General features: G+C 49.9%; 19 protein-coding genes and 1 pseudogene. 19 read left to right on the top strand and 1 reads right to left on the bottom strand.

Annotated features, from left to right (window positions below; all coding sequences use genetic code 11):
- Nucleotides 1-5: 5 nt before the first annotated feature.
- The 9 genes and pseudogenes from FYJ65_RS02555 (at nt 6) to FYJ65_RS02515 (ending at nt 7,342) form a co-directional block, all read left to right on the top strand.
- Nucleotides 6-1,112: an alanine racemase gene (locus FYJ65_RS02555; RefSeq protein WP_206157283.1), complete on the top strand. Its 1,107-nt coding sequence runs from the start codon at nt 6-8 to the stop codon at nt 1,110-1,112.
- Between the two features lie 3 nt (nt 1,113-1,115).
- Nucleotides 1,116-1,592, top strand: a complete 477-nt coding sequence (greA, locus tag FYJ65_RS02550; RefSeq protein ID WP_154553785.1) for a transcription elongation factor GreA — start codon at nt 1,116-1,118, stop codon at nt 1,590-1,592.
- A gap of 51 nt (nt 1,593-1,643) precedes the next feature.
- Nucleotides 1,644-3,179 carry a lysine--tRNA ligase gene (lysS, locus tag FYJ65_RS02545; protein ID WP_154553784.1) on the top strand — a complete coding sequence of 512 codons (1,536 nt, stop codon included), beginning with the start codon at nt 1,644-1,646 and terminating at the stop codon, nt 3,177-3,179.
- 432 nt (nt 3,180-3,611) lie between these two features.
- Entirely contained in the window at nt 3,612-3,920 is a 309-nt protein-coding gene (locus tag FYJ65_RS02540; RefSeq protein ID WP_154553783.1) for a type II toxin-antitoxin system RelB/DinJ family antitoxin, read from the top strand.
- Nucleotides 3,917-4,255, top strand: a pseudogene (locus FYJ65_RS02535) (type II toxin-antitoxin system RelE/ParE family toxin). Before FYJ65_RS02540 ends, FYJ65_RS02535 begins: the two are co-directional and overlap by 4 nt.
- A gap of 124 nt (nt 4,256-4,379) precedes the next feature.
- Complete coding sequence (locus FYJ65_RS02530; protein WP_331469429.1) at nt 4,380-5,267, top strand: cupin domain-containing protein; 888 nt, start codon at nt 4,380-4,382, stop codon at nt 5,265-5,267.
- A 12-nt stretch (nt 5,268-5,279) separates the two neighbouring features.
- Nucleotides 5,280-6,416 (top strand): Fic family protein, encoded by a 1,137-nt coding sequence (locus FYJ65_RS02525; protein WP_154553782.1) that lies wholly within the window; start codon nt 5,280-5,282, stop codon nt 6,414-6,416.
- Nucleotides 6,417-6,440: 24 nt separating this feature from the next.
- Nucleotides 6,441-6,923, top strand: coding sequence for a prolyl-tRNA synthetase associated domain-containing protein (locus FYJ65_RS02520; protein ID WP_154553781.1), 483 nt, complete (start codon nt 6,441-6,443; stop codon nt 6,921-6,923).
- An 8-nt stretch (nt 6,924-6,931) separates the two neighbouring features.
- On the top strand, nt 6,932-7,342 hold the full coding sequence (locus FYJ65_RS02515; RefSeq protein WP_154553780.1) for a peptide deformylase: 411 nt from the start codon (nt 6,932-6,934) through the stop codon (nt 7,340-7,342).
- Between the two features lie 482 nt (nt 7,343-7,824).
- Here the strand turns inward: FYJ65_RS02515 and FYJ65_RS02510 are convergent, their stop codons facing one another.
- Complete coding sequence (locus tag FYJ65_RS02510; RefSeq protein WP_154553779.1) at nt 7,825-8,766, bottom strand: LysR family transcriptional regulator; 942 nt, start codon at nt 8,764-8,766, stop codon at nt 7,825-7,827.
- Nucleotides 8,767-9,071: 305 nt separating this feature from the next.
- On the opposite strand from FYJ65_RS02510, the gene FYJ65_RS02505 reads away from it, so the two are divergent.
- The 10 genes from FYJ65_RS02505 to FYJ65_RS02460 all read left to right on the top strand — a co-directional run bounded on the left by FYJ65_RS02505 (nt 9,072) and on the right by FYJ65_RS02460 (nt 26,547).
- The gene (locus FYJ65_RS02505) at nt 9,072-9,848 is read left to right on the top strand and encodes an acyl-CoA dehydratase activase (RefSeq protein ID WP_154553778.1); all 777 of its coding nucleotides are present in this window, start codon (nt 9,072-9,074) and stop codon (nt 9,846-9,848) included.
- A 73-nt stretch (nt 9,849-9,921) separates the two neighbouring features.
- Nucleotides 9,922-11,160: a 2-hydroxyacyl-CoA dehydratase subunit D gene (locus tag FYJ65_RS02500; RefSeq protein WP_154553777.1), complete on the top strand. Its 1,239-nt coding sequence runs from the start codon at nt 9,922-9,924 to the stop codon at nt 11,158-11,160.
- A gap of 2 nt (nt 11,161-11,162) precedes the next feature.
- Nucleotides 11,163-12,278: a 2-hydroxyacyl-CoA dehydratase subunit D gene (locus FYJ65_RS02495; protein WP_154553776.1), complete on the top strand. Its 1,116-nt coding sequence runs from the start codon at nt 11,163-11,165 to the stop codon at nt 12,276-12,278.
- Nucleotides 12,279-12,302: 24 nt separating this feature from the next.
- A complete protein-coding gene (locus FYJ65_RS02490; protein WP_154553775.1) occupies nt 12,303-13,547 on the top strand; it encodes a CaiB/BaiF CoA transferase family protein in 1,245 nt (414 codons plus the stop codon).
- 128 nt (nt 13,548-13,675) lie between these two features.
- Nucleotides 13,676-14,677, top strand: coding sequence for an NAD(P)-dependent oxidoreductase (locus FYJ65_RS02485; RefSeq protein ID WP_154553774.1), 1,002 nt, complete (start codon nt 13,676-13,678; stop codon nt 14,675-14,677).
- A 71-nt stretch (nt 14,678-14,748) separates the two neighbouring features.
- On the top strand, nt 14,749-15,894 hold the full coding sequence (locus tag FYJ65_RS02480; protein WP_154553773.1) for an acyl-CoA dehydrogenase family protein: 1,146 nt from the start codon (nt 14,749-14,751) through the stop codon (nt 15,892-15,894).
- A 15-nt stretch (nt 15,895-15,909) separates the two neighbouring features.
- The gene (acrB, locus tag FYJ65_RS02475; RefSeq protein WP_154553772.1) at nt 15,910-16,710 is read left to right on the top strand and encodes an acryloyl-CoA reductase electron transfer subunit gamma; all 801 of its coding nucleotides are present in this window, start codon (nt 15,910-15,912) and stop codon (nt 16,708-16,710) included.
- A 16-nt stretch (nt 16,711-16,726) separates the two neighbouring features.
- Nucleotides 16,727-17,842, top strand: a complete 1,116-nt coding sequence (acrA, locus tag FYJ65_RS02470; RefSeq protein ID WP_154553771.1) for an acryloyl-CoA reductase electron transfer subunit beta — start codon at nt 16,727-16,729, stop codon at nt 17,840-17,842.
- A gap of 99 nt (nt 17,843-17,941) precedes the next feature.
- Nucleotides 17,942-19,081, top strand: a complete 1,140-nt coding sequence (gene buk, locus FYJ65_RS02465) for a butyrate kinase (RefSeq protein WP_154553770.1) — start codon at nt 17,942-17,944, stop codon at nt 19,079-19,081.
- 305 nt (nt 19,082-19,386) lie between these two features.
- Nucleotides 19,387-26,547, top strand: coding sequence for a Spy0128 family protein (locus FYJ65_RS02460; RefSeq protein ID WP_206157282.1), 7,161 nt, complete (start codon nt 19,387-19,389; stop codon nt 26,545-26,547).
- Nucleotides 26,548-26,788: the final 241 nt, after the last annotated feature.

Below are 26,788 nucleotides of genomic sequence, written 5' to 3'. Positions count from 1 at the left end.
CGGGGATGACAGAGAAAAGATATCCTGCGATTGTGATTGACCACGAGAGCCTGAGACATAATGTAAAAACAATTTGCGATTGGTGCGAGGATACCGGGATTTTTGTGGCCGGCGTCATCAAAGGGGCCAACGGCATTCTGTCGGTGGCGGAAGATTACGTGGCCGGCGGCGCAAAGATGATTGCCTCCTCTCGCATGGAGCAGCTGAAGCGCTGCCGCGAGGGAAACATCGGCGTTCCCCTGCTGATGATTCGGGTGCCGATGCTTTCGGAGCTGGATGAGCTGGTGCAGGTGGCGGATTGCAGCCTGAACAGTGAACTGGTTACCCTGCGGGCGCTGGACAAGGCGGCCGAAGCTCACGGCGTGGTGCACAACGTGGTGCTGATGGCGGACCTGGGCGACCTGCGGGAAGGCTACTTCAACTACGATGAGCTGGTGGAAACCGCAGAAACCGTGGAACGGGAACTGCCCCACCTCCATCTGGCGGGAATCGGAACCAATCTGGGCTGCTACGGATCGGTAATGGCCACGGAAGATAAAATGCAGGAGCTGGCGGACCTGGCGATTCGGGTGGAGAAATCCATCGGCCGGGAGCTGGAAATCGTGTCCGGTGGAGCCACATCCAGCCTGATGGGTGTGTTCGGCGGATACATGCCGGAGAAAATCAACATGCTGCGCATTGGCGCGGCCGCTCTGGCGGGATCGCTGGAGGACATGCGGGTTTGCTACGGATATTCGGAAATGGATGCATTGCGAGATGATGCTTTTACCCTGGAAGCCCAGGTAGTGGAAGTCAAAAAGAAGGCCTCTCATCCAATCGGGCAGCTGGGCGTGGATGCTTTCGGCAAGAAACAGACCTATGTGGACCGGGGCGAGCGAACCCGGGCGCTGGTGGCCGTGGGTCGCGCCGACTACGGAGAAATTTCGGATCTGGTGCCGACGATAGAGGGCATGGAAGTCATCGGGGCTTCGGGCGACCACACCATTCTGGATATTGAAGATGTTAAAGAGCCGATTGAAATCGGAGATATAATTACGTTTAAACTGAAGTATTCCGCGATTCTGAGAATTACCGGAAGCGAAAATGTTCGAAGATATGAAAGGAGCAACTAGAACATGGCGAATGCAATGCATGAAATGACGAAGGTCGGTTACGATAACCTGGTGAAGGAACTGGAGAACTGCACCGGCCCGATGCGGCTGGAGATTGCGGCAAGACTGAAGGAAGCGATTTCCTACGGAGATATTTCCGAGAACTCGGAATACGATGCAGCGAAGGAAGCGCAGGCAGAGAACGAAGACCGCATCAAGGAAATCGAGGAAATTCTGAGAACCGCAAAGGTTGTGGATGCCGATGACCTGGAATCCGAGGGAACCGTGCAGACCGGTGTTACGGTTCGAGTAAAGGACCTGGTATACGATGAAGAGATGACATACCAGATTGTAGGAAACACCGAGGCGGATCCGTTCAACGGAAAGCTGTCCAACGTATCCCTGGTAGGCGAGCACCTGATTGGCACAAAACAGGGCGACGTTGTGGAATTCTCCGTACCGGAGGGAACCGCAAAATACGAGATTTTGGAAGTTTTATAGGAAGTTTGTACGCGCAGCACATTGCAGAAAGGAAAAGAAAAAGGAAACGACATGAGTAACGATAATCACAATGCTCCCGAGACCGTGGAACTGACCGCAGAAGAAGTCAGCGAACAGCGAAAAATCCGCAGAGAGAAATTGCAGGAACTTCGTGATATGGGCAGAGACCCATTTGTACAGGAAACGTACAACGTAACTGCACACAGCAAGGACATCAAGGAGAACTTCGAAGCCATGGAAGGCGAGGAAGTTGCCATCGCCGGCCGTATTATGAGAAAAAGAATCATGGGCAAGGCGGCGTTCTTCGATGTACAGGATAAGCAGGGCAGAATTCAGTGCTATATCAAGAGAGATGATATCGGCGTCGATGAGTACAAAATCTTCAAGACCTACGACATTGGTGATATCGTGGGCCTGCGCGGTTTTGTCTTCAAGACCCGTACCGACGAGGTATCCGTTCACACTCAGGAGCTGACCCTTTTGGCAAAATCCCTGCAGGTGCTGCCGGATAAGTGGAGCGGCCTTCAGGATATCGATCTGAGATATCGTCAGCGTTATGTAGACCTGATCATGAACGAAGATGTTCGGAAAACCTTCTACAACCGTGCGAAGATTGTAAAGACCGTTCGGGAAGTATTGGAAGAGGATTACGGATTCCTGGAAGTAGAGACCCCGGTTCTCCAGACCATCGCCGGCGGTGCAAACGCTCGTCCGTTCAACACCCACCACAACGCCCTGGACTTCGACCTGAAGCTGAGAATCTCCCTGGAGCTTCCGCTGAAGAGACTGATTGTCGGCGGACTGGACAGAGTATACGAGCTGGGCAAGGTTTTCCGTAACGAAGGTATGGACAAGAACCACAGCCCGGAATTCACCTCCATGGAAGCGTATATGGCATACGGCAACCTGGAAGATATGATGGACCTGATGGAACAGGTTGTGTATAAGTGCGCGATGGCGGTAAACGGTTCTCCGATTATCACCTACGAAGGAAAGAGCTTCGATGTTACTCCGCCGTGGAACAAGATCGATATGACGGAGACCGTTATCAAGGTAACCGGAATTCCGTTCGACAAAATCGACGATGATGAAGAAGCTCGTGCCGCAGCAATCAAGTACGGCATGAACGAGGAAGACGTAAAGAACTGGACGCGCGGCAAAATCATCGCCGAGATGTTCGAAGAATACTGCGAGGACCTGCCGGGCCTGCTGGACGGACCGGTATTCCTCACCGGACATCCGGTAGACGTATCCCCGCTGTCCAAGAGAGACCCGAAAGACCCGAGAATCACTCGTCGTTTCGAGGCATACATCAACGGATGGGAACTGTCCAACGCCTTCTCCGAGCTGAATGACCCAATCGACCAGTACGAGAGATTTGCAGAGCAGCAGAGAGAACTGGACCTGGGTATCGACGACGAAGCACACCCGATGGACACCGACTACGTCAATGCACTGGAAATCGGTCTGCCTCCAACAGGCGGCATCGGAATCGGTATTGACCGCCTGGTAATGCTCATCACAGATTCCACAACCATCCGTGACGTACAGCTCTTCCCGGTTATGAAGCCGCTCGCAGGCGAGTAAGCTTCGAAGAAGCGCCACTCGACTGCGCCGAGGAAAAGCGCAAACGGGTTTGCGCCCGAGGCGAGCGGCGAATGCAGCGGATGGAGCATTGCCACGACTGGGCAGAAAAGGAGCAATGCGACAGGAGTCGCGAAAGCCGAGTCAGAACTAGCGAGCTCCGCAGGAGCCGAATAGAAAACAAAAATGCCGACCTCAAACGTCTGTTTTGAGGTCGGTATTTTTGTTTACCGATTGATGGGCATAAGCATGTTGGCGCTATCCTCCCCGCAAAGCCTTTGTCTTCCGCCTGGTCACGCCAACAAGCTCAGGCTTATTCTTGTGGCCCTTACCATTGACATCCTTGCCGGGACAAGTGAAGAGTAAAAAGATTGCGAAATGATTGTGGTTCGCAATCAAAAAAAGATATAATGAAAAAAAGAGGAGGTGACATCAATGGCAAGAACTGCAAGTGTATTCGCACGTGTTGAACCTGAAGTGAAAGAACAGGCGGAGCAGGTACTCGATCGACTCGGTATTCCAATGTCCAATGCGGTGGGAATGTTTCTGAGACAGATTGTGCTTCAAAGAGGAATCCCTTTTGAAATGAAACTTCCATCCTGTGAAGAGCCGGTTTCATATGGCTCTTTGACAAAAGAGCAATTCAGTATAGAGATAGAGAAAGGGATGGAAGATATTAAGGCTGGCAGAGTGTATTCGGCGGATGAAGTTGAAGCAGAAATGAAACAGGAATTTGGTATATGAAGTATAAGGTGACGTATACAGCAGCGGCAAAGAAGGATTTACGAAATATTTTCAGATATATTTCAGAGAGATTGCTAGCACCCCAAAATGCTGCAGGGCAGACTGAACGGATTATGGCTGCTATTCGAAGCTTGGATACCATGCCAAAAAGAAATCGTCTTTAAGAGAAAGAACCATGGCATGGCAGAGGACTTCGATTTTTCCCGGTGGACAATTACCTGGTATTTTACAAGATAGATGAAGAAACTGAAATGGTATACGTAGTGCGAATTATGTATAGCGGACGTGATATCCATAAACTGTTACGGCAAACAGAAGATGCTTTAGAAACCTAAAAGAGGAGGGCGCATGAACAAAAAGTGGCTTTTAGTAATCCTGTTGATTGCATCGGCATCGTTTAATTTTGTTTTGTTAACGTTGCCGGAATCCCCGAAGGAAACGTGTTGACGTTGGATGGTAATGCCAAAGACAGAATGTACCATTCTGATGAGGACATCATTTATAATCTCGATAAGAATAGGTTCGCAGCACAGACAGACAAGCAGACCCGTGATTTCGAAGTTCGAAGTCGTGGGTCTACTTTTACTTTTTTCTGTGGTACAATATATGTATTGCGAAAGGCAGTGCAGCATTATTGAGAGCAAAGGCTTGGATGAAGTAATTGAAAGAAGGACGGCCATGGAATCCATTGAACAAAACAGCCTTTATGGGCGGAAATTTTCAATAGCAAAAGAGAACCCATCGATTCCCGGATGCACAATTTCAAAAGAAATTCATAGCGGCGAGAATTATATTACCGTTTTTTCACTGGCGAAGAACACGGACATTAGCGCCGAGATTTACCCTTATTATAAGATGATCGTTGTTGCAGCCGGAAGTCTGGAGGTGTATGGAAACAATGGTTTTACCCGAAACCTGGAAACCGGGGACAGCATCGTGACACTGACAGACACGCCGATGGGCATGCGAACGTCAGAAGGAACCGTTTATACCGAAGTAGCAGTAAGAAAGGATGATATTATGAACGAATTAATTAAAGCCGGAGAGGTTTTTCGTTTGGCAGAACTTGTACCTTATGCGGATGGCAAAATTGTAAATATGGATGTGGTGCACAACGATAAAATGAAATTCGTTGTCATGGCATTTGACGAGGGAACCGGGCTGTCGGAACATGCCGCTCCCGGGGAGGCAATCATATTCGCGCTGGATGGCGAGGGGGTCATCGGTTACGAGGGCGAGGAACATCCGATTCAAGCCGGTGAGAACTTCCGCTTTGCGAAAGGCGGGCTCCATTCAGTAAAAGCAACGAGGAAATTTAAGATGGCACTTCTTCTTACGTTGGAATAGGGAGGTGCGAATATGGGGATAGACCCGTTTAAGGAGTATTTGAGAGAATCTGAACCGGATAAGGTGTACAAAGGATATGCTTGGAGCACAGCAATCGGGCTTCAGGCGGTGGATGGACTCAAGCCATCTAAATACTTGATTGAGACTGCCATTCAAAATATTGAAGGCAAGATTACAATGAAAGAAGCGCAGAATCTTATCGACAGTTACTATGAAGAACGTCCGATGCACTTGATGGAGGGGGAACGTACGGAAGAAGCGGATAAGGTTTCTTCTCGTATTGCGGAAATTCTCTCCGAAACAGCGTTCTCGTTTTCGCCCAATGAATATATTTCTATTCACCGTAAACTATTTCAGGGAATTTACGAACACGCTGGAAAGATTAGAGATTATAATATTACAAAGAAAGAGTGGATCCTTGATGGAGAAACTGTTGTGTACGGCAGTGCTTCCGAACTGATGGCAACCCTGGAATATGATTTTTCACAGGAGAGGAATTATAGCTATAGAGGGCTGTCGATGGATGAAATCATTCATCATTTGGCGGTTTTTATCTCGAGGTTATGGCAAATCCATATTTTCGGCGAAGGAAATACGAGAACAACGGCCGTGTTCTTCATCAAGTATTTGAGAACACTGGGCTTCTCTGCAACCAATGATATTTTTGCGGAAAATGCGTGGTATTTCCGAAATGCACTTGTTCGTGCAAACTATACGAACCTTCAAAAAGGTATTCACGAAACAACAGAGTATCTGGAAACGTTTCTCAGAAATCTGCTTTTGAACGAGAAAAATGAACTTCATAATCGAGATCTTCATATAGGTGAAACTTTGAATAAAGAAAAAGTGGACATTCGAGTCGCTAAAGTGGACATTCAAGATAAAAAAGTGGATATTCAAAACAAGAAAGTGGACATTTTAAGTGTACTTGCCGAGAGAGGAGGGAGCTTTTCGATAAAAACAACGGTTCATATCCATAGGCTTTTCGACAAATATGGTTTTGATGGAGTATTCGGAAGAAGTGCAGTTATGGAGATTCTTGAGCTAAAAGAGTCAGGTGCATCAAAACTTCTTTCCAATCTGATGCAGGCAGATATTATCGAGCCGGTATCTGGTCACGGAAAAGGAAAGTATAAATTCAAGAAGTAATTAGAAATTCCAAGGAGTGACACTATGAACAAACAAGAAACCTATCAATATCTGAAAGATCACAACATTCCGTTTGAAATCACGGAGCACCCGGCGGTGTACAATATGGAAGAACTGGAGTCCATCGATCTTCCCTATCCGGAGGGGGACGCCAAAAACCTCTTCGTCCGGGACGACAAGAAAAAGAATTATTATCTGATCACGGTAAAAGGTGACAAGCGCGTCAACCTCAAGGATTTCCGGAAAACCCACGGGCTGCGGCCACTTTCTTTTGCCTCGCCGGAGGATTTGAAAAAATACATGGATCTGACGCCGGGAGCCGTGACACCTTTGGGATTGCTGAACGTGGAAGAGGCACCGATTACCCTGTATTTGGATTCGGAATTCAAAGACAGCATCATCGGCATTCACCCGAATGAAAACACGGCAACGGTGTGGCTGAAGGGAGACGACCTGGTGGCGCTCCTTCGCGAAAACGGATGCGAAGTGGAAATTGTGGAAATATAGGAAGACAGATGGTACGAGAAATTATGAAAGATCCCTTTTTCCTGGGACAGAAGTCGGAGCCGGCAACGAAAGAAGATCGGACAATCGGCCGGGATTTGATGGACACCCTGCAGGCGCACCGAGACGGATGCGTGGGCATGGCGGCCAACATGATTGGCATCCGAAAGAACATCATTATCGTAAACATGGGCATCATGGATATGGTCATGTTCAATCCGAGAATCCTCTCGGCAAAGAAACCCTTCGAGACGGAAGAAGGATGCCTCTCCCTTACCGGTGTCCGCAAGACTACCCGCTATGAAGAAATCGAGGTGGAATTCCGGGACATGGATTGGAAGCTGCAGCGGAGAGCGTTCACCGGCTGGACTGCACAGATTATCCAGCATGAAGTGGACCACTGCAACGGCATTGTCATCTAGTTTTCCTTGGGGATTATAATCGTATCTCCCACAAGCGCCTTCTTGACAATTGGAGCTTATCGAGCAGATGCAATGAAATACGCCTAGAATTTCAGAGCGACTTCACGCTGCTTTTCCAAATTAAGCTAATTAGCGTGAACGTTATTTCTGTGATACATGGTTTCGCCATGGTATTTCCTGTGTGAAAGTCAACCTGATAAGAACGGTTCACGCTTTTTTGAAGGAAATCAGCGTTCTGGCGTGAATTGTCAATGGCAATCCGACACTCCCAAATTAGAATTTTGCAAAAGCAGCGAATTGCGTTCACGCTGAATTCGCATTTTCAGTCAAAAAGCGTGAACTGTCTTTGAAATTCTAGACATATGAGATTGCGCGGGCAAAGCATAGATGATGCAATTAGAACAGCGCTTTTGACCTTGACTTATATCAAGTCGAAAACGGAAAGGACTTCACCGCAATCTGCGAAGTCCTTTTCATATACCTTATTTTTCATCTTCCGAATCCGAAGCTTCCAATTCAATCGGCTTAATCGGGTATTCTTGAATCACCTGTTTCAAACAGCGAATAAAATCATCCACCAGCGGGCTTCGGCCCGCATTTTTCTTTCTCGAAAGTCCGATTTCCCGGCAAGTCTCCGGCTCAATCGGCAGGATTTTCGGCTGCAATTCCGGAATTTCCGCCACCACCCGGTTGGAATCGATCATCAGACCGGTGGAAATCGAATATCCTCTTCCCACTGCCACGTTGGTATTTACCGACATCATGCTGATGGTGTTGTCGTTCGGCACCTGATAGGAAATGTCGTACTTATCCAGCAGATTGGTAATATCCCGGTTTCCGTATGGGTTCGGGATGAAAATATATTTGTCCTCGAAATCCTGCACCGAAACGGAATGCTGATGCGGGTCGTTTTTCGGAAGCAGTCCGAAGAAACGATCCTGAATCAGCGGCGTCCAACTGTAATCCGGATCGGTCCAGGAGCGAACCGTCAGGCCCACGTCCGCATCGTCGTCCCGAAGCCATCCGTTAATCTGGAACGGGTCTCCGGTAAAAACATTCACCGGGACGTCCGGGTGTTCCGCAGAGAAGCGGGAAATGGTCAGCGGAATCCATTTGATGGAAGCCGACTCGATGGCGGCAATGTTAAGTCCCGCCGCCATGCTGCTTCGCCCCAATGCAATGGAATGCTCCAGTCGTTCCATGGAATCCAAAACATTCAGGATGTCCGGCAGAATTTTTCGGGCATTGGCGGTAGGAATCCGACTGGTTCCCTTTTTCTCCAGAAGGGAAAAGCCCACCTCATCTTCCAAGCTTTTAATCATGTAAGAAATTCCGGCGTGGGTATAGCCGAATGATTTGGCAACCTTGGTATAACTTCCGGTGTTGCACACAGCCACAAAGGCCTTCAATTTATTAATATCCATAGTCAAACTCCATCATTCTGATGTAAAGAACTAATCATTTTCATTATAGAATTCAATGAATATTAATGCAATATATGAAAAAAATTTATCAAACGATAGATAGTTAATAGAAAATATCGATAAAAACTTGACAAGATAAAAGCCTTTAAAATCAAGGAAAATTTAGATAAAAAGAATTCCTTGCAAAATGAAAGTAAAACCATTTGTTAAAACGCTCACAAAATCGCCCGTGGATATTGACGAAAAATTAACGGTTGGTATAATGGAATTGCATTAAAGAAAACACAAAATGTCAGGGGTGGAAAATGATCACACTGGGAATTGATATCGGATCGACAACATCGAAATGCATTCTCCTTCGGGATGGAAAAGAAATCATCGGAAAAAGTCTCCTTGTGGGAGGTATGGGTACGGACAGTCCCAAGAAAGCGATGGATACCGTCCTGAAGGAGTGTGAAATAACACCCGAGGACGTTGCAAGAACGATTGTAACCGGATACGGAAGAAAAAATTTTGAATTCGGCGACGGCGAGGTCAGCGAGCTGACCTGTCACGGACTGGGCGGACGGTTCGTTTTTCCGGAACTTCGAAGCGTCATTGACATCGGAGGACAGGATGCGAAAGTCATCGTCTTGTCGGAGAGCGGCAGAATGTCCAACTTCGTCATGAATGACAAGTGTGCGGCAGGCACAGGACGTTTTCTGGATGTGATGGCAACGATTCTCCAAATGGACATTGGCGACTTTGATGCCTGTGCAGCAAAATCCAGCGATCCGGCCTCGATCTCAAGCACTTGCACGGTGTTCGCTGAATCGGAAGTCATCAGCCAGCTGGCAAATGGGGTGAAACGAGAAGATTTGATTGCAGGAATCTGCAGCAGCGTGGCAGCCCGGGTGTCCGCACTGGCAAGGAGGGCTGGCGTAATGCCTATGGTGTGCATGTCCGGCGGAGTGGCAAAGAACGGTGCTGTACGAAGAGCATTGTCCGAAAGCTTGGACATGGAGATCGCGGTGGATCCGCTGGCACAGTACTTCGGTGCTATCGGCGCAGCGCTGTACGCATATCGACAAGCGATAAAATAGCCGGAAGAGCTATTGAAGAGAATATTATTTTTACAACACATTACTGAATTGCGAAAGAAAGCAGGAGGTTCTTATGGCAGAGGAAAAGAAAGCCCGCCGTCCGGTGGATCCGAATTCGGCGAAGTACAAACTCGGTAAAATCGCTTCCGATGCATTTGCGGATGCCATCGAGGCGAAGAAGGAAGGAAAACCGGTTGCGTGGGTATCCAGTAACTTTCCGGTAGAAATTCCGGAAACTTTGGGACTGGCAACTGCATATCCGGAGAACCAGGCAGCGGGAATTGCTGCAAGAGGTGCCGGCGAAAGAATGTGCGAAGTGGCAGAAGCGGATGGATATTCCAACGACATCTGTGCGTATGCTCGAATCAGCATGGCGTACGCGAAGCTGAAGGAATGTCCGGAGCAGGATGTGGCAATGCCGGATGTACTGCTCTGCTGCAACAACATCTGCAACTGCATGATTAAATGGTACGAAAACCTGGCCATTGAACTGAATATCCCGATGATCCTTCTGGACATTCCGTTCAACCCGGATTACGAAGTGTCCCAGGCGGAAATCGATTATGTATCCGCTCAGTTCTGGGATGCGGTACACACCTTGGAGAACCTGTTCGACCTGAAGTGGTCCGACGAGCGGTTCAAGGAAGTGACCGGATTCAGCTGCCGCTCCAGCAGAGCATGGCTGGATGCAACGGCACAGGCGAAGTACACACCATCTCCGTTCAACGGATTTGACCTTCTGAACCACATGGCGGTAATGGTAACCGCAAGAGGCAAGGAAGCGGCCGGAGAGGCGATGGAGCAGCTCCTGAAAGAATACAAAGAAAACCACGAGAACGGCACCAGCACCTATCGCGGCGAAGAGAAATACAGAGTGATGTTCGAAGGAATCGCTTGCTGGCCATATCTGAGAGCGACTTCTCACGGCCTGCGGGACAGAGGCATTAACATGGTAACTACCATTTATGCCGATGCATTCGGTTTCGACTACCACTCTTTCGATGAGATGATCGCCGCATACTGCAGCGTACCGAACGCCATCAACCTTGAGAAATCCAGAGACAAGAGAATCAAGCTCTGCAAGGACAACAACGTGGAAGGACTTCTGGTTCATACCAACCGTTCCTGCAAACTGTGGAGTGGATTCATGAGCGAGATGAGCCGTCAGATCGGCGAAGCTTGCGGAATTCCGGTAACCAGTTTCGACGGCGACCAGGCAGATCCGCGGAACTTCTCCGAAGCACAGTACGATACCCGCGTACAGGGCTTGATGGAAATCATGGAAGCGAACAAAGAAGCGAAGGGAGAGTAACGATGGTAAACGAAATTTTCGATCAGTTTCATAAGATAGCAACAGCACCGCGTGCTCAGATGGATTCCTATCTCCAACAGGGTAAAAAAGTCGTTTTGACTTCCCCTGTCTATACTCCTGAAGAAATACTCCATTCAATGGGATTCGTGCCAATGGGCGCGTGGGGTGCTGATGTTGAACTGAACCGTTCCAAAGAATATTTTCCGGCATTCCTATGTTCCATCGTGCAGTCCATGCTGGAACTGGGAATCAACGGAGCCTATAAGGGTGCCAGCGCAATCGTCATTCCGTCTCTGTGCGATACACTGAAGACGCTGGGAGAGAACTGGAAATATGCCGTGAAGGATATTCCGTTCATTCCGATGACTTATCCGCAGCACAGAAAGCCGGCATACGGCATTGCGTACACAAAGGCCGGATATGAAAGAGTGATTCACGATCTGGAAAAGCTGGGTGGCAAGTTCGACGCAGCCGCACTGGCAGAATCCAATCGAATCTATAACAGACACAATCAAGTAATGCGCCGGGCAGAAGAAGTTCTGGCGAACCATCCTGAAATCACAGCGGCACAGCGTAGCGACCTGTTCAAGAGTGCGTTCTTCATGCTAAAAGAAGAGCATACCGCACTGGTAGAGCAGCTCATTAAGGAACTGGAAGGCACCGCACCGGCGGCGGAAAATCTTCCGGTTATCGTCTCCGGTATCCTGACAGACGCACCGCAGCTGAATGCCATCATGGATGAGCTGGGATTCCACATCGTGGCCGACGATGTAGCGGCACAGTCCCGTCAGTATCGGACCGATGTTCCGGAAGGCGAGGATGCCCTTCAGGCACTGGCAGAGAAGTTCGGAAACATGGACAACTGTTCCGTTCTCTACAATGTGGAAAAGCCAAGAGTGCAGTGGATTGTGGACACAGCAAAAGAGAGAAACGCCAAAGGCGTTATCGTGGTCATGACGAAGTTCTGCGATCCGGAAGAATTCGACTACGTGATGATCAAGAAGGCATGCGAAAAGGCGGACATTCCGGCGACATTAATCGAAGTAGACCGTCAGATGAAGCAGTTTGAACAGATTCGAACCAATCTCGAAACATTCCGGGATATGGTGAATATGTAGCTTAGAAAAGCAGGAGGTTATGAAATGAGCGAAGTAAGACTCCCCCTGGAAGGGGTGAAGGTTGTAGAGCTGGCAACATTTATTGCCGCTCCTTGTACCGCAAGATTCCTCGCAGACCTGGGTGCAGACGTTATCAAAGTGGAAGCTCCGAAGGGAGACCCGCTGAGATACACCGCTGTAAACGAAGGTCGTCCGCTGGATCAGAAGGAAAACACATCCTACGACTTGGAGAATGCCGGCAAGAGATGTATTTCCTTGAACACAAAATCCGAAGAAGGAAGAGAAGCTCTGGAGAAGCTGATTGCCGATGCGGATGTATTTATCTGCAACTGGCGTCAGGGACCGCTGAAGAGAGCCGGTTTGGATTGGGAAACCCTCCACGCAAAGTATCCGGCACTGGTATTCGGTTATGTTTCCGGATACGGCGAAGTGGGACCGGACAAAGATCTGCCGGGATTCGATTTCACCGCATTCTATGCAAGAGGCGGAATTCTGGGACCTCTGAGAGATAAAAAGAGCCTGCCGATGCTCACCGTACAGGGCTTCGGAGATCACCAGGTGGCAATGAACCTGGCGGCCGGCGTGCTGGCAGCACTGTATCGTGCAAAGACTACCGGTGAAGGCGATCAGGTTGTTGTATCCCTCTTCCACAGTGCCGTATGGGACGTATCCCTGATGCTGCAGGCCAGCCAGTACGGCTCCGACAGCTGCAAGTTCCCGATGGAGAGATGGGAGAACGGAAACCCGCTGACTCTGGCATATCAGACCTCAGACGATCAGTGGCTCCAGATTGCGATGCCGCAGTATGACAGACATTATCCGGTTCTCATGAATGCCATGGGACACCCGGAAATGGCAGAGAATCCGAAGTTCTATCCGCAGAAGAATCTGGTTCCGAACAGAAAAGAATTCTCGGAATGGATTACCAACGAGTTCCGCGGAAAGACCTGCGACGAGTGGTGCAAGATTCTGGATGCGGCCGACCTGCCTTACGCAGTGGCACAGAACTGGGATACCCTGCTGGAAGACAAGCAGGCATGGGCTTCCAACATCTTCTATGAAATGCAGTACAGCAACGGAAACAAGCGTACGCTGGTTAGACCGCCTGTAATGTTCAAGGAAATGGGCCTGCCGGAATACAACAGAGGACCGTATCTGGGTGAACAGACCGAAAGCATTCTGAAGGAATACGGATATTCCGATGAAGAAGTAGCAAAACTTCTGGAAGAGGGCGCTGCCATTCCGATGGACCCGGCACTGAGAGATTAGTGGGAATATCGGAAACGTGTAGATCGTGAAAATGTTTTTACACCAGCTGCTATAGAGTTAGGGACTGGAAACAAATTAGTGATCAAAACGGGACCCGGCAGAGGGTCAAAAGTAAAGGAGAAGAAGATATGAAAATTGCTGCTTATGAAGTCCGTCCGGACGAAAAACCGGTTATTGAAGCTCGCTGCAAGGAACTGGGAATCGAACTGATTTCCACCGGATCGATTCTGGATTCTTCCACCGTAGAGATGAGCAAGGGCTGTGACGGCGTGACCACACTGGGACAGAGTGATTTCTCCAAGAGCATTCTGGACACCATGGTAGAGAACGGCGTAAAGGTTCAGGCATTCCGCTGCGTTGGATACGACTATATCGACGTTCCCTATGCAAGAGAGCTGGGACTTCGGATTACCCACGGAAGTTACGCTCCGAACGGCGTTGCGGAATACACCGTAATGGCAATCCTGATGAGCATCCGGAAAGCGAAGAAGGCGCTGTACAATACAAACGACAACGACTTCACTCTGAAGGGTAAAATGAGCCGGGAACTGCGTTCCCTCACCGTGGGTGTTATCGGTGCCGGCAAGATCGGATATACCGTTATCAAGATTCTGTCCGGATTCGGATGCCGTATCCTGGCATACGATATGTACCAGAACGATGCAGTAAAAGAATATGCAACTTACGTGGATCTGGATACCCTGTACAAAGAATCCGATGTTATCACACTGCACACCAACCTGTCCGAGAGCACAGAGAATATGATCGACGGAGAGGCGCTGTCTAAGATGAAGAACGGCGTGGTTCTGGTGAACAATGCCCGCGGCGGTCTGATGGATATCGATGCCATCATCGACGGCGTGGAATCCGAGAAAATCGGCGCACTGTTCATGGATGCATTCCCGGGCGAAGAGGGCATCATCCACATCCCACACGATGAGGATATCATCCGCACACCTGGAATGCCTTACTTCAAGCTGAAGTATCTGCGGTCCTTCGTGAACGTAATTCACACACCGCATATGGCATTCTTTACAGAAGAGGCCAGCAGATCCATGGCACTCTCCGGTATCGACGGAATTTACGAAGTGCTGACCAAAGGTTCTTCCGCACACGAAATTCCACAATAAAATGAATCGGTAAGGCCGGGAGGGGGACTTACTCTCCCGGCATTTTCAAAGCAAAAATCAAGGAGGAAAACATGATTCTTGACAAAAAGCATGCCCTGCAGCAGAAGCTGTTCCGTCAGTTTGCAGAGACGGAATTCACCAAAGAACTGCAGGACGAACTGGATCTCACCGGGGAATTCAACTGGGAGATGCATAAAAAAATGGCTCGTTACGGCTTCATGGGAACAAAGATTCCGGCAGAATACGGCGGAGCCGGCGGTGATAGCCTGTCCTATGTACTGATGGACGAAGAATTTGCTCGTCAGGACCTGGTACTGGCAATCTATGCAAACACATCCAACTCTCTGGGCGGCGGCCCGCTGATGCTGGCAGGAAGCAAAGAGCAGAAGGAAAAATACCTGCCGCTGGTTGCAAGCGGTGAGAAAATCATGGTATTCGGATTGACCGAGCCGGGTGCCGGCTCCGATGCCGGTGGTACCACCACCACCGCAATTCCGGATGGTGACGATTATATCATCAACGGCCGTAAGTGCTTTATCTCCGGCGCACCGATGGCAGACTGGATTATTATTTTCGCAAAGACCGATCTTAGCCTGAAGGGTTCCAGAGGAATCTCCATGTTCATCGTGGACATGCACGCCGACGGCGTTTCCCTGGGCGCTCCGGAGAAGAAGATGGGGATCAAGGGTTATCCGACTTGCGACGTTGTATTCGAAGATGTTCGCGTTCCGAAGGAAAACCTGGTAGGACCTCTGAACAAGGGATTCCAGTATGCGATGAAGACTCTGGACGGCGGACGTCTGGGCGTAGCCGCAATGGCAATCGGTCTGGCACAGGGCTGCCTGGACGAAGCCGTGAAGTATTCCATGGAGAGAAAGCAGTTCGGACACAGACTGGCAGATTTCCAGGCTATTAGCTTCAAGATTGCTAAGATGCAGACCGAACTGGAAGCAGCTCGTCAGCTGACCTATCACGCAGCGGTTCTGAAGGATGCCAACCATCCGGATGCCAGCAAGGCGTGCTCCGAAGCGAAGTTCTTTGCCGCAGAGATGGCAAACAGATGCGCATACGAAGCCGTTCAGATTCACGGCGGATACGGATACATCGAAGAGTACAGAGTGGAAAGAATGTACCGTGACGCTCGTATCCTGAGCATCTTCGAAGGAACCAGTGAAATCCAGCAGGTGGTTATCGCCAACAGCCTGCTCAGAAAGTAAGGAGGTAACGGAAATATGAAAATTTTGGTAACTGTAAAGCAGGTTCCTGATACCTCCGGCAAGGTAGCAGTGAACGATGACGGTACGCTGAACCGTGCATCCATGCAGACAATCATCAACCCGGATGACCTGAATGCGGTGGAAGCGGCTCTGGCGCTGAAAGACGAATATGGCTGTGAGGTAGTTGCATTCACCATGGGACCGCCTCCGGCAGAAGGCATGCTGAGAGAGCTGATGGCAATGGGCGTGGACGAAACCGTGCTGATTTCCGCAAGAGAATTCGGCGGCTCCGATACGTATGCTACATCTCAGATCATTGCAGCGGCAATCGACACCTACGGACTGGGCGACGAAGACATCATCATCGCCGGACGTCAGGCAATCGATGGAGATACGGCACAGGTTGGACCGCAGATTGCGGAAAAACTCCATCTCCCGCAGATTACATATGCCGGAAAGATTGAGAAAGACGGAAATACACTGACCGTTCAGAGAATGCTGGAAGACGGCTACATGGTAGTAAAAACACACACACCATGCATGATTACCTGCATCAAGGAGCTGAACGAGCCGAGATACATGTCCGTAGCAGGAACCGAAAAGTGCTTCGACATGCCGGTTAAGGTAATGGATTACGAAGCGTTGAAGGATCACCCGCTGATCGACAAAACCACCATCGGTCTGAAGGGATCCCCGACCAACATCTTCAAGTCCTTCACTCCACCGAGGAAGGGCGCCGGAATGATTTTGGACGGCTGCGGAAAAGAAACAACAGACGAGCTGGCAGGTATCCTCACCGGCAAGCACATCATCTAAGAAAGGAGAAATATTTATGGCTTACGATAGTGCAGATATTGCTGCTTTCAAGAATGTATGGGTTTTCTGTGAGCAGCGTCAGGGCGTAATGATGCCGACAACTTTTGAGCTGATTTCCGAAGGCCGGAAGTTGGCAGACGAACTGGGAGTAAACCTGTGCGGTATCCTCCTGGGAGAAAACGTAGAAGGAATTGCAAAGGAATTGGGCGGTTACGGTGCCGATCAGGTCATCGTATGCGACAGCCCGCTTCTGAAGAACTACACTACAGATGGATACACCAAAGTCATCTGTGACATGGTAGAAGAATACAAGCCGGAAATCATGCTGTTCGGCGCTTCCAACATCGGAAGAGACCTGGCACCGAGATGTGCCGCAAGACTTCACACCGGTCTGTGCGCAGACTGCACCCACCTGGATGTAGATTTGGGCGGATACATCGACTTCCTGAAGACCGGTTCTTCTCTGGATGTGGAGAACACCAAATTCGAAAGCAAGCTCTTCGATGTAAATACCAATATGAAGATGACCCGTCCGGCATTCGGCGGACATTTGATGGCAACCATCGTGTGCCCGAGATTCCGTCCGGCAATGGCAACGGTTCGTCCGGGCGTTATGAAGAAGAGACCGTTCGACGAAGCAAAAGCAAATGCGGTTGAACTCGTTTATCCGGAATTCAAGCTGGAAGCATCGGATATCGAGACCGAAGTAGTAGATATCGTGAAGGCTGCTAAGAAGATGGTAGACCTGATTGGCGCGGACTTCATCGTATCCGTTGGCCGTGGTATCGCGAAGGATGTAGACGGCGGAATTAAGCTGGCAGAAGAACTGGCAGACCTGCTGGGCGGCGTCGTTGGCGCATCCCGTGCGGTGGTAGATGCCGGCTGGATCGGTGCGGATCATCAGGTTGGTCAGACCGGAAAGACCGTACATCCGAAGGTATACGTAGCACTGGGAATTTCCGGTGCGATTCAGCACAAAGCCGGAATGCAGGATTCGGAATGCATCATCGCTATCAACAAGGCAGACAATGCACCGATTTTCGAAGTGGCAGATTACGGCATCGTTGGCGACCTGTTCAAGGTTGTTCCGCTGCTGATTGACTCCATCAAAGAGGCGAAAGCGCAAGCCTAGCCTGCATAATAACTACCTGCTTGGATTGCCTGCGGCCGATGGCTGCAGGCAATCGCTTGAGCAGAAGGACACCGAATGAAACGCAAAGGAGACCGAGATATGCAAATCGTAGACGGCAAAAAGATCTTTACGATTGTAACGATCAACCCGGGATCCACCTCTACAAAAATCGGGGTATACCGGAACGATCAGAAGGTATTTATAGAGAACATCTATCATACCAAGGAAGAACTGGAGCAGTTCGACTGCGTCCAGTCTCAATTGATGTACCGGGCAAAGCTGGTAGAAAATGCCTGCCGGGTGAATCAGGTGAATTTGGATGATGTGGACTCCTTTGTGGCCCGGGGTGGCGGGATGGCATCCTGTGTTTCCGGCGTGTATTCGGTAAATGATCAGCTGATCTACGACTGTCAGACCGCACGAACCGGTGTCTCCCACCCGGCGATGCTGGCCTGTCAGATTGCCCGTTACCTGGAATCCAGATACGGCGGGAGAGCACTGGTATTCAATCCACCGGATGTGGATGAGTTTCAGGATTTGGCTCGCATCAGCGGAATTAAAGGAATGTATCGGGACAGCCATGTGCACTGTCTGAATCAGAAAGAGGCGGCACATCGATACTGTCTGGAGAAAGGCATTCGATACGAAGATCACAATTTTGTGGTCGCTCATATCGGTGGCGGGGTTTCTTTTACCGCCCATCGAAAAGGAAAGATGATTGACAGCAACGATAATCTGGCGGGAGACGGTCCGATGACGCCGACCAGAGTGGGTTCTTTTCCAACGGTGAAAATCATCAAGATGGCGTATAGCGGAAAGTACACCTACAAACAGATGGAGGAACTGCTTACTCGAAAAGGAGGTCTGTACAGTCACCTTGGAACGGACGATATGCGTGAAATTGTGTGTCGTATCCGGCACGGAGATGAGTATGCAAAGCTGTGCACCGATGCCATGGCGTACCAATTCGGAAAGGCCATCGGATCCTGTGCAGCCGCCTTGCAAGGAAAAGTGGAAGCGATTATTATCACCGGTGGCGTGGCGCATTCAACCTATGTGATCGATCAAATCCGTCCGTACGTGGAATGGATTGCGCCGGTGTGGGTTCTCCCGGGAGAATACGAGTTGGCGGCGCTGGCGAGAGGCGCATGGCAGGCGCTTACCGGGGAAGCGGAAGTGCTGGAGTATACCGGAGATCCGGTGTTCAAGGGATTTCACGCAGCCCGTTACGGCCTATAAAGAAGAAAATATCAACAATAGCGATAAAGCATTCACCCGAAGAAGCATGCAGTTTCTATGGGTGGATGCTTTTTTTCCTTGGAATTACACTTATTATACTGTACAAAATAATACAAGAATTAAACTAGAAGAACTATTTACAACACAAATGGTAAAGAATAAACTATACTGTGGAGAAAAAGAATAGTTACTCTCGGTAGTATTGTTTTTTTCAATGTATTTTTTCTTTATGTTTATTTTTTTACGTATTTTTTCTTTGAGGTGTAACAATGGGGAACAAAATTCTTAGGAGGGCGACCTTATGGTTGCTGGTTTTATTTGCTGTGTTTTGTTTTGCACCATTTTCGTCATCTGCGGACGATGGTTATGATGCACATTTTTTTATTCGGTATGACAGCAGTACGCAGAAGGAGGATGGTACAACGCAGTACAGTCCAAAGCACTACTTCCCGGTAGGTACTACTGCGCCGGATTATGTGTACGGAAACAGCGGAAGTGATTACACTTCTGTGGACGGAAAGGTGCTGACCAAAGTCGCAAACGTGCCCGGTGCAGAAAAGGTAATTACCGGCGGTAACGTGAATCTGTACGATTCTTTCGGTACAGAAGCCAATACGGAAGCACTGCACAAGTATTTCAAGACCGTATACGACAACATCCTTCAGGAACCTTCCAGAGATGTTATTCAGGCATCCATTGAGAAGGCACTGGGAGCCAAATATGCAACGCTGTATGCGAAAGGAGAAATCGACGTCCTGTGGTACGTATCCAAGGCGGAAAGCTCCTATGTTAACGTGGACGGTGTTGTGTACTACGTGAAGACCGGACAGGTCGTAGATAAGCCGGAAACGGACCGCGGTACGGTGGAAATTGATGGTATTAAGAATCTGAAGGGGCGGAATTTCAAGAAGGGAGATTCCTGGAATTTTGCCATTCAGGCGGATACGGACGACGCACCGATGCCGGAAAAGACAACCGCCCGCATTCAATCGGAAGACGGCGCGGTGGAATACTTCACCTTTGGCGAAATTCATTTTACCCGTGCGGATTTGAAGGGATCGAACTCGAAAACCTTTAGATACACGATTACCGAGAGCGGAAGCGTGGCCAACGTAACCAACGATTCTGCATCGCATACGGTAAACGTGACCGTTTCGTATGACCGAAATAAGAGCAAGCTGAGCGCGAAAGCAGAATATCTGAACGGCGGTAAAAGCGGCAGCTCGGCAGAATTCAATAACGAATATCATAAGCCGGTGACCCGCGTTCAGGTAGAGAAGGTTTGGTCAGATTCCAACGACCGGAGCCGGATGCGCCCGGAATCTATTACGATTCACCTTCTCCGAAACGGCGAGGAAATCAAGACCAAGACGGTCACCGAAGCGGACGACTGGAAATGGACGTTCGACAATCTGGATAAGTTCGATGCAAACGATAAAGAATATAAATACACGATAAAAGAAGATACGGTACCGTTCTACACTTCCGCAGAGAGTACGGATGCGGATGGAAATACGGTAATCACCAATACATACAAGCCGGAGAAGCTAGAACTGAAAGGCGATGCCGCACTGAAGGTTACAAAGGTTGTAATCGGAAAGAAATCCACAGAACCGTTCACCTTCAAACTGACTGCAGCGGAAAATTACGGGGATGCGGTGAAGATGCCGGCGAATACGGAAGTGAAGACTTCCGACAGTATTCCGGCAGACGGTGCGGAAACAAAATCCTTCCAGCCGGTGGAAATCACCAAGGCCGGAACATATAAGTTCAAAGTAAAGGAAACGACAACCACAACTGCAGGCGGTTGGAATTACGATAACCGGGAACGCACGCTTACCGTAAAGGTGGCAGACAATAAGGGCCATTTGGAAGTGGTTGACGCAGACAGTACATTGTCCGCAACCGTAACGAATACCTTTACCCCGGCAGTGATGGACGCTGATACCGCCATCACCGGACGCAAGACGCTGGTTGGCCGGAATATGCTGAAGGACGAAGAATTCAACTTCACGCTGAAGGCCGGCGATGCGGCCACTCGGAAGGCTATCGACGAGAAGGATATCGTGCTGGGAAGCACCAATGCAAGGGTAAGCACTTTGGCGGACGGATCCACTACGACCTTCATGTTCGGCAGAGCGGAATTCTCCAAGGAAGGAGAATATACCTTTATCGTAACGGAGAAGGATGGCGGAAAACCGGGAATGAAATACGACACCGAAGGAAAAGTCCTGAAGGTGAAGGTTTCCAAGGAAGATGGCGTCCTGAAAGCGGTTCAGATGAATTCGCCAAGCTGTAAGAACGTCTATGAAGCCGCCGGAGAATACACACCGGCAGGAACCAAGACTCTGCTGAACGAGAATGGAAACAAGCTGTCGGTGAAAGACGGTCAGTTTGAGTTTAACGTATACTATTCCGGTCATGAGGATCGGGAACCGGTGACCACCGGAACCACAGGAAGCGGCAAGGATGCACCGATTCACTTCGGAACCCTGTCCTACACCATCTCCGACCTGGAGAAGCTGGTGGCAAAGGGATATGCGGACAAGAAGGTGCTGGCAAACGGCGCCGAATACAGCATTAACTACGCGGTAACCGAGAAGGAGACGGGCAACAGTGCGCTGCAGCAGAATACGCAGACTCAGACCTTCCGGGTAGTAGTGAAGGATAACGGAACCGGAAAGCTGACCGTGGAATCCGGAACCGGAAAGAAACTGAATTTCGAGAACATATACAAGTCGGATAAGGCAACCGTAAACTTCGAGGGACAGAAAGTACTGGAAGGCCGTAAGCTGAATGCGGATGAGTTCACATTCCATGTGACTTCCGATGATGAAAATGCACCGATGCCGGAGCAGACGGAAGTGAAGAACAAGGCCAACGGCCGGATTAGCTTCGGAACCGTCACCTATGGAAAGGACGATCTGGGCGATGCGACGGAGAAGACCTTTACCTACAAGGTAAAAGAATCCGGAAACCGGCCGGGTGTTGCCAACGACACCGAGACAAAGACCGTAAAGGTAACGGTAAAGGATGACGGAAAGGGCCACATCACAGCAGAGACCGATCCGAAGACGGCACCGCTGTTTACGTTTAACAATACGTACAGCACCACCTCTCAGGAATCCTCTGTCACCGGACAGGTTCAGATCAAGAAGGCTCTTGCCGGACGGTCTATGGAAGAGGGCGAATTCCACTTCGTACTGAAGAACGAGGAGGGAAAGACCCTTGACAATGCTGTCAACGATAAGGATGGAAACATCACCTTCAAGAAGCTGACCTTCAAGAATGTGGGAACTTACAACTACACAGTAGAAGAAGTGGCCGGAAAGGACAGCCACATCACTTACGACGCGACTCCATACAAAGTCAGTGCAGTTGTAACGGATAATCTGGACGGAACATTGAAGGTAACCTGGACCAGCGGAACCGGAGCAATCCTGTTTAAGAACACCTACACGGTGGATCCGACGGATGCGACTCCGAGCGTGGAAAAGAAGATTGCCGGAGGAAATCCGGCGAAGGACAGCACCTTCCGCTTCACCCTCACCGGCAAAGACAATGCGCCGATGCCAAAGGGCAGTGTGGACGGCGAGAAGACGGAAACGATTACAGGGGAAGGACAAACGGACTTCGGAAAGATTACCTTTACCCGGGCCGGAACCTATACCTACAAGGTAACCGAGAAACTTGGCAATGAGGCCAGCTACAATTACGACTCCACCGAATACACCCTGACCTACAAGGTAGCGGATGTACGCGGTGAACTGAAAGCAGAACAGAGCATCACTGCCGGCGGAAAGAGTGCAGACAGCATCGTATTTACCAATGAGTATGCACCGGCGTCCATGGAAGGCGATGCGGCTATTACCGGTACGAAGGAACTGGTGGGACGCAGCATGCAGAAGGACGAGAAGTTCGAGTTCACGCTGAAGGCAGGCGATGAGGCAACTCAGAAGGCCATCGACGAGAAGGATATCGTTCTGGATGACACTAACGCAAGCCTGAGCGGCATGAAGGACGGCGAGAAAGCCACCTTCTCCTTCGGCAGAGCCGAGTTCTCCAAAGAGGGAGAGTACACCTTTACCGTAACGGAGAAGGACGGCGGAAAAGCCGGAATGACCTACGACACCAAGGAAAAGACATTCAAGGTTAAGGTTGCCAAGGTAAACGGCATCATGACGGCGGTTCAGGAAGAGACACCGGCATTCCGAAATACTTACGAGGCAGCCGGAGAGTACACGCCGGAAGGAACGAAGACACTTCTGAGCGAAAAGAAGAACAAGCTGACGATTAAGGCCGGTGAGTTCAAGTTCAGCGTATACTATGCCGGTCATGAAGATCAGAAACCGGTAACCACGGGAGTCACCACAAGCGGCAAGGATGCAGCCATTCATTTCGCCCCCCTGTCCTACACCGTTTCCGATCTGGAGAAGCTGGTGGCGAAGGGTTACGCAGCGAAAACCGCAAAGGATGACGGTGCAGAGTACAGCATCAACTATGTGGTAACCGAGAATGCAGCGGACAACAGTGCCCTGCAGCAGAATACCCAGTCCACACCGTTCCGGGTAGTGGTAAAGGACAATGGCGGCGGAAAGTTATCCGTGGAATCCGGAACCGGAAAGAAGCTGGATTTCGAGAACGAATACAAGTCGGAGAAGGCAGCGGTAAGCTTTGAAGGTCTGAAAGTGTTGGAAGGCCGTAAGCTGAATGCGGATGAGTTCACATTCCATGTGACTTCCGATGATGAAAATGCGCCGATGCCGGAGCAGACGGAAGTGAAGAACAAGGCCAACGGCCGGATTAGCTTTGGAACCGTCACCTATGGCAAGGATGACCTGGGCGACGAGACGGAGAAGACATTTACCTACAAGGTGAAAGAATCCGGAAACCGGCCGGGTGTTGCCAACGACACCGAGACAAAGACCGTAAAGGTAACGGTAAAGGATGACGGAAAGGGCCACATCACAGCAGAGACCGATCCGAAGACGGCACCGCTGTTCGCGTTTAACAACACCTACAGCACCAAGCCGATGGATTCCGCTGTCACCGGTCAGGTTCAGATCAAGAAGGCTCTTGCCGGACGGTCTATGGAAGAGGGCGAATTCCACTTCGTACTGAAGAACGAGGAGGGAAAGACCCTTGACAATGCTGTCAACGATAAGGATGGAAACATCACCTTCAAGAAGCTGACCTTCAAGAATGTGGGAACTTACAACTACACAGTAGAAGAAGTGGCCGGAAACGACCGACACATCACTTACGACGCGACTCCATACAAAGTCAGTGCAGTTGTAACGGATAATCTGGACGGAACATTGAAGGTAACCTGGAAGAGCGGAACCGGAGCAATCCTGTTCAAGAACACCTACACGGTGGATCCGACGGATGCGACTCCGAGCGTGGAAAAGAAGATTGCCGGAGGAAATCCGGCGAAGGACAGCACCTTCCGCTTCACCCTCACCGGCAAAGACAATGCGCCGATGCCGGAAGGAAGCAAGGACGGCAAGAAGTCGACATCTGTTACGGGCGAAGGAAAGGCGGACTTCGGAAAAATTACCTTCGATAAAGCCGGAACCTACACCTACAAGGTGGCAGAGGAGAACGGAAACGAGTCCAGCTACAACTACGACTCCAATGAATACACTCTGATCTACAAGGTAAAAGATGTGAAGGGCGAACTCAAGGCAGAACAGAGTATCACCGCCGGAGACAAGAGTGCAGATGAAATGGTATTTACCAATGAGTATGCACCGGCATCCATGGAAGGCGATGCGGCTATTACCGGTACGAAGGAACTGGTGGGACGCAGCATGCAGAAGGACGAGAAGTTCGAATTCACGCTGAAGGCCGGCGATGAGGCAACTCAGAAGGCCATCGACGAGAAGGATATCGTTCTGGATGACACCAATGCAAGCCTGAGCGGCATGAGAGACGGTCAGAAGTCCACATTCTCCTTCGGCAGAGCCGAGTTCTCCAAAGAGGGAGAGTACACCTTTACCGTAACGGAGAAGGACGGCGGAAAAGCCGGAATGACCTACGACACCAAGGAAAAGACATTCAAGGTTAATGTTGCCAAGGTAAACGGCATCATGACTGCGGTTCAGGAGGAGACTCCAACCTTCAAGAACGTTTACGAAGCATCCGGTGAATTCACACCGGCCGGAACTAAGACTCTGCTGAGCGAGAACGGAAACAAGCTGTCCGTAAAGGATAACCAGTTCAAGTTCAGCGTGTACTACACCGGCCATACGGATGGAGAAGCGGTAACTACGGGAACTACCGGAAACGGCAAGGATGCCGAAATTGGTTTTGGCAAGTTGTCCTACACCATTTCCGACCTGGAGAAGCTGGTGGCAAAGGGATATGCCGACAAGGCAGAGCTGGATAACGGTGCAAGATACTACATCGACTATGTGGTAATCGAAAACGCATCGGAGAACAATGCCCTGCAGGCAAACACCCAGGCGCCGACCTTCCGGGTAGAGGTAACGGATAACGGAGACGGAACCCTGAGGGCAGAATCGGAAGAGGGATCGAAGCTTGCTTTTGAGAACCTGTATAAGTCGGATAAGGCAACGGTTCACTTGAACGGTCAGAAGGTGCTGGAAGGACGCCCTCTGAAGGCGGATGAGTTCACCTTTAACGTGACGTCCGATGAAGAGAACGCACCGATGCCGGAGAAGACGGAAGTGAAGAATGAAGAAGGCGGAAACATCGACTTCGGAACTATCACTTACGGAAAGGACGACCTGGGCGACGCGACGGAGAAGACATTTACCTATCAGGTAAAAGAATCCGGAGAGCAGCCGGGAGTTGCCAACGACACCGGGACAAAGACCGTAAAAGTCACCGTAAAGGATGATGGGAAAGGTCATATCACGGCAGAGACGGAACCGAAGGAAGCACCGCTGTTCGCGTTTAACAACACCTACAGCACCACTTCCAAGGAATCCTCTGTAACGGATACGGTGAAAATCCGGAAGACACTGACCGGCCGGAAACTGAAGAACAAGGAATTCACCTTTGTTCTGAAGGATAAGGACGGAAAGAATGTTGCGGAAGCGAAGAATAATGCCGACGGAAGTATTGCCTTTAAGAGCCTGACCTTCGACGAAGTGGGTACCTACAACTACACCGTCAAGGAAGTAAAGGGCAATGCAAAGCGTGTATCCTATGATGCAAATGCATATCAGGTAACGGCAACGGTTACGGATAACCTGGACGGAACACTGTCCGTAAAATGGTCCACCGGAACCAAGAAGGAAATCCACTTCTATAACCGGTATAAGAAGAAAACAGTCACACCGAATCCGAGCGGAAAGCACGGCGGAAAGGCAGATAACAACAATATCGGGCCGTTCACCGGAGATGACAGCAACGCAGACCTGTATCTGGGTCTGATGGGCGCATCCGCTGCAATCCTCGCAGCGCTGGCCGGAAGCCGGAAGAAGAGAAAACTGTAAAAACAGGCAGATAAGGTAATCTGCTGAGAGCGAAAGAGGCTGCTGCACCGGAAGGTGCGGCAGCTTCTGTTTTTTTTAGCAGCCGGCAGCCGACAATGGAATTATCCCCTTGACAGATACCCCATGGGGGTATATTATATTGGATGTAATGATACCCCATGGGGGTATCCGGAGCCAAAGACCCCACTGAGGAAGGCCCCATTGCGGAAGGCCCTGCTGAGGAATGACTTGCAATCAATAA

The organism is Mogibacterium kristiansenii, assembly GCF_009695905.1.
Taxonomy (GTDB): domain Bacteria; phylum Bacillota; class Clostridia; order Peptostreptococcales; family Anaerovoracaceae; genus Mogibacterium_A; species Mogibacterium_A kristiansenii.
Note: the sequence above shows the minus strand (reverse complement) of the source record. Positions and strands in the feature narration are given on the sequence as shown.